Below are 13,480 nucleotides of genomic sequence, written 5' to 3' on the forward strand. Positions count from 1 at the left end.
CGCAAAGTGTAGCCGGCAGAAGTTAAGGTCACTTCAGCCGGATTTCCAGAGGCAGCCCAAGAAACCAGACCGCGTCACCAGTGGTCTGGTTCGGCGTCGTGCAAGTCGAATTCAACCGGCGGAATTGGTCAATCCCATGCGACATCCCCCAGAAAAATATACCCCGCGCCGTATATCGTCTTGATAAGGCGCGGGTTTTTCGGGTCTTCACCAAGCTTCGTGCGCAGGCGCGAAATACGCACGTCCATCGCCCTGTCAAAGCTTTCAACGGCTGCGCCACCCAGTGTTTCCTGCATCTGCGCGCGGCTGATCAGGCGTTTGGGGCTTTCCAGGAACAACCGCAACACTTCGCCTTCGGCATGGCTAAACGGTGTTTCAGCGCCGGTATCGGACAGCAACACATAGCGATCGAAATAGGCAGTCCAGCCGTTGAACCGAGCCACATCCGAATGGTGTTGCTGTGCCTTGGGCGCACGCAGACGGGCGCGAATGCGGGCCACCACCTCAGCCGGGTCAAAGGGTTTGGTGATGTAGTCATCTGCCCCCAACTCCAGCCCCGTCACCCGGTCCTGTACCTGTGCCCGCCCCGAGATGATGATGACCGCCGCCCCCTGTTCCAGCGCCAGCCGATGCACCAGCGCCAACCCGTCTGTATCCGGCAGCGACAAGTCCACCAGGCAGACATCCGGCGTAACCCGTTTCAGTGACGCTTCGAATTCGCGGGCGCGGGCAAAACTCTGCGTTCTAAACCCGGCATCCTCCAGCGCTTCGGTCAGAATCCGGCGGATCTCGGGTTCGTCGTCCAGAATGGTCACCAGGGGTTGGGTCATCAGGCGGCCTCGGTTCGGATCAGCGCGGACAATTGCGCGCGGGTGAAGGGTTTGCGCAGGACCGGCGCCTTGGCAAGAGCCTGACGGTGCAGCGGGTCATCATAGGGTAGCGAGGTCATCAGGATCACCGGAATTGGCAGAGCAAGCCGTTCGACCAGATCAATGCCGGTGGCAGCGCCCTCCAGCCGGATGTCCGACAGGATCACCGAGATATCGTCCAGGCTGGTGGCCAGGACCAGCGCCTCATCCGCCGAGGTCGCCTCGATCACCGACAGGCCCAGATCGACCAGCATGTCGCGGAACTGGTGGCGCAAGTCGTCGCTGTCTTCGACCAGAAGCGCCAGGCCCGACTGGACAGGCGGAGCGGGCCGGTAGGGCAGCCGCAGCATCACGGATGCGCCCGAGGGCGTATTGCGCAGTTGCAGGTCTCCGCCTGCCAGCTTGACCGTGTCATAGACCATCGGCAGGCCCAGCCCCGACCCCTTGCTGCCCTTGGTGGTGAAAAACGGGTTCAACGCCTTGTCCAGCGCATCCGGCGAAAACCCCGGACCGGTATCGGATACGGTGATTTCCACCCAGATCCGGCCGATCGCATGGGCACTGATGGTAATCTGCCCGCTGCTGCCGCAGGCGTCGCGGGCGTTCAGCACCAGGTTCAACAACGCGTCCTGAACCATGCCCGGGTCCAGCATCAGCGCCTCGTCCGGCAGGGTGTTGACCACCGACAGCCCCACCCCACGCGGAAGCGAAGGCGAGGCCAGCACCCGCAGATCCTCAAGCAATCCGCGCATGTCGGTGGCCTGTGGCTGCGGAGTGCGATTGCCGGTCATGTCGGCGATGCGGTTCAGCAATTGCCCGCCGCGCCGCGCGGTCTGCTGGGTTGCTGCGACAAGCTCGGCGGCGTCTTCGGGTAGGTCCATCTTCTCCAGTTTGGCCTGCATGCCCAGGATGATGGTCAACAGATTCGAGAAATCATGCGCCAGCCCGCTGGTCATTTGCGCGGCCATCGCCCGGCGTCGAGTCTGCTGCAGGGCCACGCGGGCCTGTGTTTCCTCGGTGATGTCCACCGACATGATATAGACGCCGCCCGTGCCATCGGGCGTGAACGAAACACGGATACGGCGCGAATCTTGATCCTCGGTGAATTCGAACACCGAGGCCTGCCCGCCATAGGCCTGTTGCAGATGCGGCCGGACCCGCTCGTAGGCATGCGCGCCGAGCGCCTGCGAGATGTGCAGCCCCAGGATGTCCGACGGCCGCCCCGGCAGGACCGAACTGAGCCGCCGGTTGGAATAGTCGTACCGCCCCTCAGCATCCAGATGCGCGATATGGGCCGGCATCATCTCGGTGGTCATGCGGGTGCGCGCTTCGATCTCGGTCAGCTGGCGCTTGGCCTCTTCCAGCGCGCTGATCGTGGCCGCCAGTTGCCGGTTGGTCGCCGAAAGCTCTTCGGCATGGCTCAGCAACTGGTCCGACAGCTCCTCAGACCGGCTGCGCAGCAGCTCTTCGACCCGCTTGGTGCTGGTGATGTCGGTATAGACGGCAACCCAGCCACCGGTGGGCAGCGGCGCGCCCTCAATCGAGATCACCTGTCCGTTGGGGCGCACGCGCTCCATGTAGTGCGGCTCGAACGCCAAGGCCTGTTCGACCCGGACGCTGACCAGATCCTCGACCGATTGATCGTGGCCATATTCGCCCCGGCTGGCCAGAAAATGGATCGTGTCGCTGAACAGCGCACCGGGCTGCACCAGGGCTTCGGGCAGGTCGAACATTTCCTGAAAGCGCTTGTTGCTGACCACAAGGCGCAGCTTGTCGTCATAGATCGACAGGGCCTGACCGATCAGGTTCAGCCCTGCGGTGGTCATCTCTTTGATGCGCTGTTCGGAAATGTCCAAGCCGATCCTCCCCTGGGCACAGGCCTATCACCAGTTTTCGGGCAGGTGTAGGGGGGCCGGATGCGACCGGTTGGCCCCTAACCGGGTTTGCGGGCGATAATCCAGACGGGGTGATAGGTCAGGCGCACGCCTTCGGGGCCGGAAAACGCGGCGCGATAGCGTGTGCTGAAATCGGTCAGGTCGGCGCGGGTCCAGACCTGCGCCGCACGGCCGTTCACCCCGGTCTCACGCAGGTGGCGCAGCACGTCCAACGGCGTGTCGAACCACAGCGGTTGCCGATCCTGCCACAGGTCAAGGATTTCAACCTCGGGGCCGATGCCTGCGGCCAGATCATCAGGGGCGCACAAGCCGGGCGCGCGGGCGGCCGACCCCAGCGCGGAAAGCTCGGCGTACTGGTCCGGGCCGAATCCCGAAATGGCCACCCAGCCTTCGGGTGCGACCTCGTGCATCGCGCGGCGAACCACCGCCGCCGGATCGTCCAGCCATTGGACCGTCGAGGCCGAGGCGATCAGGTCGGGCAGCGCAGGCCATGTCACATTTCGGATATCGCCTTGCAGGAAATCCGCGCCCCATCGCCGCGCGGTGTCCCGGGCCTCGGCCATCAGGTCGTTGAGCGTGGACCGGGTGAACGAAAACTGCTGGTGCAGCGCCTCGGTCAGATGGCCGGTGCCGCAGCCGATTTCGAACAGGGTGCCAAACTGGCGGGGTGCCCCGAGATCGACCAGCCGCTGCGCCAACGCGCGGGCGATCCGGGCCTGCGGGCCAGCGGCGCAGTGATAGCTGCCGAAGCTGCGGCTGAAACTGCGCCGGATGCGGTCCGTCGGCATGGCGTTCATGCGAACCACTCCGCCCAGGTCTGCCCCGCCGCGAAAGGCTGGTGCGGGCCGGGGATGCGGCGCACGGTGTCCGATTGGCCCCAGGCCATTTCCTGCGCGGCCGTCGGCACGATGCGGTCCGAGGCGGAAATCCAGACCCGGTCGAACCCGGGATCGGGCGCAGGTCCGCGCGCCGCGATGGCCCGCAGTTCCTCGGCCGCCGCGGCGAAACCGATCCCGGGCGCGGGGCCATCCAGCCCGGCCCGGCGGCAGAACCGGGCAAAGCTGGCCGCGCTCAGACCATCGGCCGTGGCTGCTACCGTCTCGGGCGCGATGCCCCGGTCCGCATCCGCCGGAAACAGCGTACCGTTGACCGCAACCTTGCGGGCGCAGGTCAGCCCGTGACCCGCCAGCCAATGCGCGGCCGACGCGACCCCGAAAGAATAGGCCAGCAGCCGGACCGTGTCGTAATCGCCGGTTTCGGGCAGGGCGTCATCGAGGTTGCGATAGTCGTCAACCACCAGAACATCCGCCGCCCCGGTCAGGCCCGCAAACGGCGCAGGCCCCAGCGCCCATCCGCCGAACACCAGCGTCAACTGCGCTGCGCCGTCTCGGTTCAGCCAGTGCCGCCTCATGCGTCGCCTCGCGCGAGTTCGACCATGGCCGCCGTCACCCGGCTCAGCTCGTCGCTTGAAATCACATAGGGCGGCATACAGTAGATGTTGCGCGCGAAGGGACGCAGCCAGACACCGGTTTCCGGCGCCCGCCGATGGGCAATGCGCGGATCGACCGTGTGCTCCATCTCGATCACGCCGATGGCGCCCAGCACCCGCACATCGGCCACGCCGGGCAGGCCCCGCGCTGGCTCCAGTTCGGCCTTCATCTGCGCCTCGATGGCCCGCACACGGGCCTGCCAGCCGCCGTCTTCCAGCAGCCCCAGGCTGGCGATGCCGGCAGCGCAGGCCAGCGGGTTGGCCATGTAGGTGGGGCCGTGCATGAACACGCCGGCCTCGCTGTTGCCGATGCCATAAGCCACCTGTTCGGTGGTCACGGTCGCAGCGAAAGAGACATGTCCCCCCGTCAGCGCCTTGCCCAGGCAGATGATGTCCGGTGTCACCTCCGCATGGGTGGCGGCAAACAACTCTCCGGTGCGGCCGAAACCCGTGGCGATTTCATCGAAGATCACCAGAACATTGTGGGCCTGACACAGAGCTTTGGCCCGGCGCAGAAACTCGGGGTGATAGAAATACATGCCGCCCGCGCCCTGCACGACCGGTTCAAGCACCAGCGCAGCCAGCCGGTGCGCCTTGTCCCGCAGCAATTGTTCCAGAGCGTCGAGCCCGTTCTGCGACGGGTCCTCGGGCCAATCGTCGCCCAGACGTACCGAGGGGCGCGGCAAAAAATGCTGGATCGACAGCGCGCCGCGGAACAGCCCGTGCATGCCGTTGACGGGGTCGCAGACGCTCATAGCCTTCCAGGTGTCGCCGTGATAGCCGCCGCGGATCGTGGCGAACTCGACCTTGTCGGTGCGGCCATGGGCCATCTGGAACTGCACCGCCATCTTCATCGCCACCTCGATCGAGACCGAGCCGCTGTCGCAATAGAAGATCCGGTCCAGCCCCTCGGGCAGCAGGGCCACCATCTTGCGGCCAAGATCAATCGCCGGCCGGTGGGTCAGACCGCCGAACATGACATGGGGCATCCTGTCCAGCTGCTGCTGCATGGCGGCGGTGATCGCCGGGTGGCGGTGTCCATGGATGGCGCACCACCACGAGGACATCGCGTCAATCATCTTCGCCTCGTCCTCGCGGTACAGATACACGCCCTCGGCCCGGTCGATCAGATGCATCGGGCCCGGTTCGGCCACGTTCGTATAGGGGTGCCAAAGGTGGCGGGCGTCAAATTCCAGCGGGGTCACAGGGCACCTCGGATCGTGTCCATGTCGATCGCCTCGAAGGCGTGACGCAGGGTGTCGGGTGTCAGATTCTCGATCCGGCCGAGGCGTCCCAGGTGGAGCACCTGCGACATCTGGATGATGGTCTGTTCGACCCCGGGTTCAGGGTCGCCGATGAAGGCCACGCCGACCACCGGGCAGCCGGCGCCACGCAGCGCCATCAGCGACAGGGTCGTGTGGTTGATCGTGCCCAGGGCCGTTCGGGCCACCAGAATCACGGGTGCCTGCCAGCGGGCGAACAGGTCAAGGTAATAGTCCTGCCGGGTCAGAGGCACCATGACGCCCCCTGCCCCTTCGACCACCAGCGGGCCATCGGTCTGCGGCAGGGTCAGTCGGTCAAGGTCGATCTCGACCCCCTCGGCCTCGGCCGACAGGTGCGGCGAGGCGGGCAGGTTCAGCAGATAGGTCTCGGGCAGGACCGGTTGGCCGGACAGGCGCGCCACGATCTGGCTGTCGGTCTCCTCCTCAAGCCCCGATTGCACGGGTTTCCAGTACTGCGCGCCGAGGGCCGCGGTCAGCCCGGCGGAAAACACGGTCTTGCCGACGCCGGTGTCGGTTCCGGTCACGATCACTGCGGTCATGCGGTTCCTGCCTGTTGTTCGGCGATGGCCTGAAACACCGCCGTGATGTCCTGCGCGCCCACGTTGCCGGTGATCGAGACCCGCAGCCGCGAGCTGCCGCGCGGCACCGTGGGCGGCCGGATGCCGCGCACGTCAAACCCCAGCTGCTGGAGGTTCGCCGCGCGATCCATCGTGGCCGCGTCCTCGCCCACGATGACGGGCATGATCTGGCTGTGAAATCCGATCAACCCGCACAGACGCGCGGCCTCGGCATGGGCATGGGCCATCCGGTCGCGCGCGGCCAATGTCAGGCCCGGGTCCTGTCCGACGGCCCGCAACGCGCCCCGCACGATGGCGGCGTCCAATGGCGACGGGGCAGTCGCAAAGATGAACGGTCGCGCCCGGTTGATCAGGGTGTCGATCATTTCACAAGGTCCGCAGATCAGCCCGCCGCTGGCGCCCAGCCCCTTGCCGCAGGTGTGCAGGGTCAACGTCTCGGCGTCCAACCCATGGGCCAGTCCCTGCCCGTTCGGGCCGAAGACGCCCGTGGCGTGGGCCTCGTCCACCACCAGTACTGCCTGCTCGGCTCGGGCCAGTTCGGCCAGGGCGGTCAACGGGGCCAGATCGCCCTCCATCGAATAGACGCTTTCGACCGCGATCCAGACCTGGCCCGTGCCGCCTTGCGCGCGCCAGTCGGCCAGCACCGCGCGCGCCGCCGAAACGTCGTTATGTGCAAAGCCACGGGTCTCGGCCCTGCCCAGGCGCATGCCTTCATGCGCGCTGGCATGGACCAACTCGTCATGCAGGATCAGATCCCCGGCCGCAGGAAGGGTCGAAAAAATCGCTTGGTTGGCCTGAAACCCGCCGCCCATGTACAGCGCCGCCTCGGCGCCGAAAAAGGCGGCGGCTTCGGCTTCCAGCGCCTCGTGCTCGGGATGGTTGCCGCGCAGCAGGCGCGACCCGCCCGACCCCAGCGGAACACCCCGGTCCAGAGCGCCCTGCGCCGCGCGTTTCAGAACGTCGGACCCGGCCAAGCCCAGATAGTCGTTGGACGCGAAATCCAGCCCCGTGCGGGGCGCAAGCCTGCGCAGCCGATGGCGCGTTTCCAGCACCTTCAGCGCATTGCCCAGCCTTGCGGTCGCTGTCATTCGGCCGCGTCCACGCGGGCCTCGGACTCCGCCTCCATCGGCTGGATGCCCAGCTTGGCGAACAGGATCGCGTCCTTGCTTTCCTCGGGGTTCTCGGCGGTCAGCAGCGTGTCGCCAGCAAAGATCGAGTTGGCACCGGCAAAGAAGCACATGGCCTGCATCTCGTCGCTCATGTCGCTGCGGCCAGCGGACAGGCGGACATGGGATTTCGGCATCATGATCCGAGCCAGCGCGATGATGCGCACGAAATCGATCGGGTCGATCGGCTTGGCGTCCGCCAGCGGAGTATCGGCCTGCGGCATCAGCATGTTGATCGGAACCGAGTCCGGCGGCTCGGGCAGGTTGGCCAGCGTCACCAGCATGTCGATCCGGTCCTCGCCGTTTTCGCCCATGCCCAGAATGCCGCCCGAGCAGACCTTCATCCCCGCCTCGCGCACGCGGTTCAGCGTGTCGATCCGGTCGGCGAAGGTGCGGGTGGTGATAACCTCGGGGTAGTAACGCTCGGACGTGTCAATGTTGTGGTTGTAATAGTCCAGCCCCGCATCGCGCAACTGCACCACCTGGGTGTCGTCCAGCATGCCCAGGGTCATGCAGGTTTCCATGCCCATTTCTTTGACGCCTTCGATCATGGCGACCAGCGCGTCCATGTCGCGATCCTTGGGCTCGCGCCAGGCCGCCCCCATACAGAACCGGGTCGAGCCCGAGTCGCGCGCCTTGCGAGCTTCGGCCAGAACGCGTTCGACCTCGATCAGTTTCGAGGCGCTCAGCTTGGAGCCGTTGCGTGCGGATTGCGAGCAATAGGCGCAATCCTCGGCGCAGCCGCCGGTCTTGATCGACAGAAGCCGCGACATCTGCACCTTGTTGGGGTCAAAATTCTCGCGATGTACGGTCTGCGCCCGATACAGAAGATCCATCAGCGGCAGGTCATAGATGGCCTGAGCGGTTTCGCGGGTCCAGGTGTTCGATGTAGCCGACATTTTATAGATAATTTTTCCCGATGATTCAGATTTACCCGGGTTTATCAATAAAGCCGAAAAACGCAACATCCGCGATGTCACAGGCGCAGAAAATGACCGTGACCGCTAACGGCGATTCAACCGTGAAGTGGCTTGTTGTTCGCCGCCCGATAGGCCTGCACATAACCGCGCGCGACCGAACGGACGGCGCGGCCGATCTGGGAGTAAGCCTCGTCCGGCAAGTTGGCGAAAGACACCCGCGCGGACCAGTTCGGCGCATCGAAACCGCTGCCGTTCAGCAGCACGATCCCATAGTCCTCGGCCAGTTTGAACGCGATGTCCAACGGGTGGACGTTCTTCTTGATCCAGTCCACGACCTCTTCGCCGACGTATTTGCGCAGCCAGAATTCGAAGTCGATGATGCCGTAGTAGGCGTCATAGTGATCGCCCGGCTGGACCTCGATCCCCAAGGCTTCGGTCAGCAGGTGGAACCGTCGATGCACCAGTTCGATACAGGCGGTCTGATAGGCTTTCTTAGTGTCGACCAGCTCGCAGAGCGAGAACAACGTCATCATGACCTGCTGCGGCAGGGACAATCCGGCAGTGTGGTTCAGGGCCACATCCCGGCTGTCGGCCACGAGCCTGTCGACGAATTTGATTTCGCTGGGGTGCAGGCTGAGCGTGCCGTAACGCTTGTCGAGCTTCTGCTTGATCTCGGCAGGATGCGCGGCGAGCTTTTCGTCGAAGATATTGTCCTCCGCAACGGCGATCACGCCGAGCCGCCAACCGGTGCAGCCAAAATATTTCGAATAGGAATAAACGCCGATCGTGTTGCGGGGCATGTAGCCCATGACCGAGGTGAAATCATGTACGAAAGTGCCGTACACATCATCGGTCAGGATAATCAGGTCCGGCCTATGGTTCTCGACCAAATCCGCGAGTTTGCGCAGAGAAGCATTGCTAAGGGCCACCGACGACGGGTTGCCCGGATTGACCAGAAAGAAGGCCTTGACCTTGGGGTCCTTCAGCTTTTCGACTGCAGCATCGGTCAGTTGGAACCCATCTTCCTCGTCCGTTTCCACGTGAACGGACTCGAGGCTGTAATCCTCAAGTTCGGGCATTTCGAGATAGGGCGTGAAGATCGGCGTGCACAGGGCGATCGTGTCGCCCGGGTTCAACAGCCGGTTGGCCTTGAGCGATTTGAAGATATAGCACATGGCCGCCGTGCCGCCTTCCACCGCAAACAGGTCGAACTGCGCATCGGGACGGTGCCCGGCACACATGGCCCACATCAGGTATTCATGGGCGATGGCGGCGTTGTGCTTAAGAATACGGTCGGGAACAGGGTAGTTGTCGCCGATGATCGAGTCCGTCAGTTCGTGCACGAATTCGTCAGCGTCGAAACCGAAGGCCCGGATGGCGTGGTCGACCACATCCAAAAGCGTGTCGGCGCCCGGCATCTCGGAATTGGCCTTGCCCCACTCCAACAGACGGTCATGGCAACCTGCCATTGCCGGCATCCCCCCAAGACCTGCCGGATGATTCATGACGCGGCGCGACTCGGTCACAGCAAACTGGCCAAGCGCAAAGAACGCTTCACGCGGGCGGGTGGCGACCCAATTGGGATTGCCCCGGCCGGCATTCAAAAAGGCGCTGTTGGATTTACGCGCCTCGACCGAGGCCAGCTTGATCAACTCGTCCTTGATCTGAAAGGGGCTGAGGGCTTCGTAATCGTGCAGCTTCAATCTGTCCATGACTCAAGACCTTTCCAAATCAACTCAGGATCAAAACGACGACCATCCCGAATATCGTCAACAGGGTGTTTCCGATCGCGTAGGGCATGCCGTAGCCCAGGGCCGGAATCCGGCTTTGCGCGGCCTCCTGGATCATGCCGAGCGCAGCTGTCGTGGTGCGGGCGCCCGCGCAGGCGCCAAACAGGATGGCAGGGTGAAACTTGAATATGTAATGCCCGACATAAACCGAGAAAATCATCGGCAAAGACGTGGCCACAATACCCCATAACAACAGCGCGATACCCGCCTGCTGCAAACCGGCCACGAAACCGGGCCCGGCCGAAATCCCGATCACCGCGATGAAGACATTCAGGCCCAGCGTATTCATCAACCACAGCGACGGTGCGGGAATGCGACCGAAGGTCGGGTGAACGGTACGCAGCCACCCCAGCAGCAGCCCGGCCAGCAACGCGCCACCAGTGGTCGACAGGCTGATCGGAAAACCGCCCATTGTAATTGCAAGCGTGCCGATGACACCCCCGATGAAGATGCCCCAGCCCACAAAGGCCAGATCGGTCGTGTCAACGGGCCGGTCGGCGTACCCGATTTCGGCGATGGCCGCCTCGACATGTCGCTTGCTGCCCAGAATGGTCAGAATGTCGCCGCGGTGCAGAACCGTGCCCGGCAGCAGCGGCAGATCAATCATGTTCCGCGTCAGCTTGGACACATACACACCACGGGCCTGAGGCATCTTGCTGAGGTCATCCAATGTCTTGCCGTGCACGTCCTTGCTTGTGATCAAAACGTCCAGTTTTTCCGATGGGATACTCAGCAGCTCGGGCCCATCCGCTTCCTTGAGGCTGGGCTCGAGCGCTCCGACAAGATCACCGCGCCGGCCTGAGAACATCACGACATCACCCGCTTGCAGCACCGTGTCCGCGTCAACCTCGACGATCTTGCCACCTCGGCTGAGGCGTTCGGCATAGACGCGAACACCGGGCAAAAGGTCCTTGACCGGCTGGCCGAGCAATTCGCTGCCTTCGGGAATCTCAAAGGCGCGCGCCTCGATCGCGCGATAGGCCGAAACGATGCCGTTTCCGGTCTCGACATCCTCGCCGCCACTCAGCTTGGCCTCGTATTCCTTGCAGGCTGCCACCAGATCGACACCGATCAGGCGGGGGCCGATCTTGGCCAGAATGATCGCCGACCCGATCGTGCCGTAGATATATGTCACCGCATAGGCGACCGGGATCTGGTTGGAATAGGTTTTGGCCTGCTCGGCCGACAAACCCAACTGGTTGATCTGGTCCGTCGCCACTCCGATCGCCGCAGAAATCGTTTGCGAGCCGGCATACAGGCCCGCGGCGTAGCCAAGCTCGAGCCCGGCGATCTTGGCCGACACGACCGGAACGATCAGACACAGGGCTAAAACACTTAGCGCAAAAAGCACCTCGCGCGCGCCGTCAACCTTGAGGCCGCGAATGAACTGCGGCCCAACGCCGTAACCAACTGCGAAGATGAACAGAATGAAGAAGGTGGACTTCACCGCTGAATCGATACTGATCTGTGCCTGCCCGATCACGACGGCCGCCAACAGGGTGCCCGTGACCGAACCCAGGCTGAACCCCATGACCTTGATTGGTCCGACCAAAAACCCGATGCCGATGGCGAGGAAGACAGCCAGTTCCGGATAGGTTTGCAGGATATTCACCAGCCAATCGACCATACTGCGCCTTTCGGGTTTGTTGCGTCGCTCAGTCCACCCTGAACGTCAGTTGTCCGGAGGCCCGGACGAGTGCGATCAGCGCGGGAAATTCCAAGGTCACGATACCCCACGGAAACCGTTTGTCCATTGAATTATCTGGATTTGTTTGGCGTCCGAGGCGCGCGGAACTGTGTCCACCAGCGGCGGCACAGATTTTGAAAATCGTCGGCAACCGCCTGAATCAATCGAACCTGCGCACTGATTTCGGCCCCTGCGATGTCACGGAATGCAGGGAAAGGGAATGATCCATGTTCCGCATACGGTGGCGCAGCATTTCACGACCAAGCCGCGCCAAATCAGCTGCGTAGTCAGGGTTTGCGGCGACATTCTCGGCCTCGCCCCGACCGTGGTGGTCGAACAACAACGGCGGCAGGTCGGCTGCAAACTCGACCAGGGTAAAGCGTTCGTCACGCAGGATGCCCAGACACGAGTTGCTGTGACCCGTTCCAAGATCACGCTGAAATTGAGTGGGCGTCAGCGGATCGGCAAAGTCCAGCTCACTGAAGGAATACCGGCGCCAGTCCTGAGGCACGGCACCACGCAGCAGCGGCAACAAGGATCGACCATCCATCGAGTTCGGGATCTCTTGCCCAACCCAGTCCAGGATCGTGGGTGCGACATCAATTGACTCGGTCGGCACTTCGACACGCTGGCCGGCCATCTGAGCGTTGCCAGGCATGCGAATGATCAGCGGCGTGTGGTAAGCCGCGTCATATACCGACATTTTGCCCCAGGAAAAATGATCGCCCAGCATCTCGCCATGATCCGCGGTGATCACCAACAGTGTGTCATCGTACTGGCCACTGTCCTTGAGAAAGCGGATGACCCGGCCGATATGATGGTCAACCTCAGTTGCCAATCCAAGATAGACGGCCCGCAGGGTCTGCGTGTTCTCATCCGTCGGCTCCACATCGGCAAAACCTTGCACGCAGTCTTTTGGTGTATTCGAGTCCAGAGCGGGTCCAAAGAACGGGTGCACGGCCTTTTCGTCCTCGGGGCCGGGCAGACGGCTTGGCAAAAGCAACGCGTCGGGATCGTACATCCGGTTGTAGGGCGCGGGGGCCACCAGTGGCGGATGCGGACGGATATACGTCAAATGCGCGAACCATCCCGAGTTCCGATAGGCGGCAATTCCGTCCAGAAAACCGTTGGTCAGAAATGCGGTGTCGCTGTCCTCGGCCGTGTAGAGGGCCGGGTCGTTCAATTTTGGGGCCGACCCATCCGGCGAAACCGGCTTGTAGAGATCCCAGTAGTCTTCAAACTCGTATCCCCGGCGCATCAAGTAGGACCGCCAAGGATAGGACTCCTCAAGGCGCATTTCGAGCACTTCGTGAAACCCGTGCATCGGGTTTTCGTAGGTCTTCACCGATGGATCATTCGGATGATGAACCCGAGGATCGGCCGAGGTGTCCGTATAGCCGAACAGCATCGGCAGATAGCCGGCTTTTCGCATCTCGGTCGCGATGTTCGGCGTGTCATGACGCAGCGGCGTGCCATTGCGGACCGAACGATGGTTCATCGCATATTGCCCGGTCAGGATCGAGGCGCGGGACGGCCCGCAGGGATTGGTTACGGAAAAATGCCGGTCGAACGAAACGGCCTCGTCCATGAAGGAGCGCAGATTGGGCAGGTTGACATGATCAGCCAGAGCACCGCGCAGACAATCGGCCCGCAATTGGTCGATGATGATGAAAAGAACGTTTCCTGCTTGGCTCATGCCGTGATTCCCATTGGAAAACTGGTGTTCGACGGTGCGGACTGTGTCGGGGTTCCCTCGGGCAGGCAACCGGTTTTGCGCCAATTCTCGCCTCTTGGGCGACCCGG

At 63.1% G+C, this 13,480-nt stretch carries 11 protein-coding genes; all 11 read right to left on the bottom strand.

Going from position 1 to position 13,480, the window contains the following annotated elements:
• Window positions 1-128: 128 nt before the first annotated feature.
• Complete coding sequence (locus AC2FML_RS13765) at window positions 129-830, bottom strand: response regulator transcription factor (protein ID WP_480727499.1); 702 nt, start codon at window positions 828-830, stop codon at window positions 129-131.
• The gene (locus tag AC2FML_RS13770; RefSeq protein ID WP_437342670.1) at window positions 830-2,695 is read right to left on the bottom strand and encodes a PAS-domain containing protein; all 1,866 of its coding nucleotides are present in this window, start codon (window positions 2,693-2,695) and stop codon (window positions 830-832) included. Before AC2FML_RS13770 ends, AC2FML_RS13765 begins: the two co-directional genes overlap by 1 nt.
• Before the next feature lie 107 nt (window positions 2,696-2,802).
• Window positions 2,803-3,561: a methyltransferase domain-containing protein gene (locus AC2FML_RS13775; RefSeq protein WP_170372041.1), complete on the bottom strand. Its 759-nt coding sequence runs from the start codon at window positions 3,559-3,561 to the stop codon at window positions 2,803-2,805.
• The gene (locus AC2FML_RS13780) at window positions 3,558-4,175 is read right to left on the bottom strand and encodes a pimeloyl-ACP methyl esterase BioG family protein (protein ID WP_496783605.1); all 618 of its coding nucleotides are present in this window, start codon (window positions 4,173-4,175) and stop codon (window positions 3,558-3,560) included. Before AC2FML_RS13780 ends, AC2FML_RS13775 begins: the two co-directional genes overlap by 4 nt.
• Window positions 4,172-5,458, bottom strand: coding sequence for an adenosylmethionine--8-amino-7-oxononanoate transaminase (gene bioA / locus AC2FML_RS13785; protein WP_496783606.1), 1,287 nt, complete (start codon window positions 5,456-5,458; stop codon window positions 4,172-4,174). The genes AC2FML_RS13780 and bioA overlap by 4 nt, the downstream gene beginning before the upstream one ends.
• Entirely contained in the window at window positions 5,455-6,075 is a 621-nt protein-coding gene (gene bioD / locus AC2FML_RS13790; protein WP_496783607.1) for a dethiobiotin synthase, read from the bottom strand. Before bioD ends, bioA begins: the two co-directional genes overlap by 4 nt.
• Window positions 6,072-7,202 carry an 8-amino-7-oxononanoate synthase gene (locus tag AC2FML_RS13795; protein ID WP_496783609.1) on the bottom strand — a complete coding sequence of 377 codons (1,131 nt, stop codon included), beginning with the start codon at window positions 7,200-7,202 and terminating at the stop codon, window positions 6,072-6,074. The genes bioD and AC2FML_RS13795 overlap by 4 nt, the downstream gene beginning before the upstream one ends.
• A complete protein-coding gene (gene bioB / locus AC2FML_RS13800) occupies window positions 7,199-8,179 on the bottom strand; it encodes a biotin synthase BioB (RefSeq protein ID WP_496783610.1) in 981 nt (326 codons plus the stop codon). The genes AC2FML_RS13795 and bioB overlap by 4 nt, the downstream gene beginning before the upstream one ends.
• Before the next feature lie 116 nt (window positions 8,180-8,295).
• Window positions 8,296-9,912, bottom strand: coding sequence for a bifunctional aspartate transaminase/aspartate 4-decarboxylase (locus AC2FML_RS13805; protein WP_496783612.1), 1,617 nt, complete (start codon window positions 9,910-9,912; stop codon window positions 8,296-8,298).
• Between the two features lie 19 nt (window positions 9,913-9,931).
• Complete coding sequence (gene aspT, locus AC2FML_RS13810; protein WP_496783614.1) at window positions 9,932-11,617, bottom strand: aspartate-alanine antiporter; 1,686 nt, start codon at window positions 11,615-11,617, stop codon at window positions 9,932-9,934.
• A gap of 220 nt (window positions 11,618-11,837) precedes the next feature.
• Window positions 11,838-13,373, bottom strand: coding sequence for a sulfatase-like hydrolase/transferase (locus tag AC2FML_RS13815; RefSeq protein WP_496783616.1), 1,536 nt, complete (start codon window positions 13,371-13,373; stop codon window positions 11,838-11,840).
• Window positions 13,374-13,480 lie beyond the last annotated feature (107 nt).

Source organism: Ruegeria sp. BHSC029 (assembly GCF_059613085.1).

Bases quoted from the DNA above. Each gene is read 5' to 3' on its own strand.
- AC2FML_RS13765 (WP_480727499.1), bottom strand. From the start codon at position 830: ATGACCCAACCCCTGGTGACCATTCTGGACGACGAACCCGAGATCCGC.
- bioD (WP_496783607.1), bottom strand. From the start codon at position 6,075: ATGACCGCAGTGATCGTGACCGGAACCGACACCGGCGTCGGCAAGACC.
- aspT (WP_496783614.1), bottom strand. From the start codon at position 11,617: ATGGTCGATTGGCTGGTGAATATCCTGCAAACCTATCCGGAACTGGCT.
- bioB (WP_496783610.1), bottom strand. From the start codon at position 8,179: ATGTCGGCTACATCGAACACCTGGACCCGCGAAACCGCTCAGGCCATC.
- AC2FML_RS13805 (WP_496783612.1), bottom strand. From the start codon at position 9,912: ATGGACAGATTGAAGCTGCACGATTACGAAGCCCTCAGCCCCTTTCAG.
- AC2FML_RS13795 (WP_496783609.1), bottom strand. From the start codon at position 7,202: ATGACAGCGACCGCAAGGCTGGGCAATGCGCTGAAGGTGCTGGAAACG.
- AC2FML_RS13775 (WP_170372041.1), bottom strand. From the start codon at position 3,561: ATGAACGCCATGCCGACGGACCGCATCCGGCGCAGTTTCAGCCGCAGC.
- AC2FML_RS13815 (WP_496783616.1), bottom strand. From the start codon at position 13,373: ATGAGCCAAGCAGGAAACGTTCTTTTCATCATCATCGACCAATTGCGG.
- AC2FML_RS13780 (WP_496783605.1), bottom strand. From the start codon at position 4,175: ATGAGGCGGCACTGGCTGAACCGAGACGGCGCAGCGCAGTTGACGCTG.
- AC2FML_RS13770 (WP_437342670.1), bottom strand. From the start codon at position 2,695: ATGACCACCGCAGGGCTGAACCTGATCGGTCAGGCCCTGTCGATCTAT.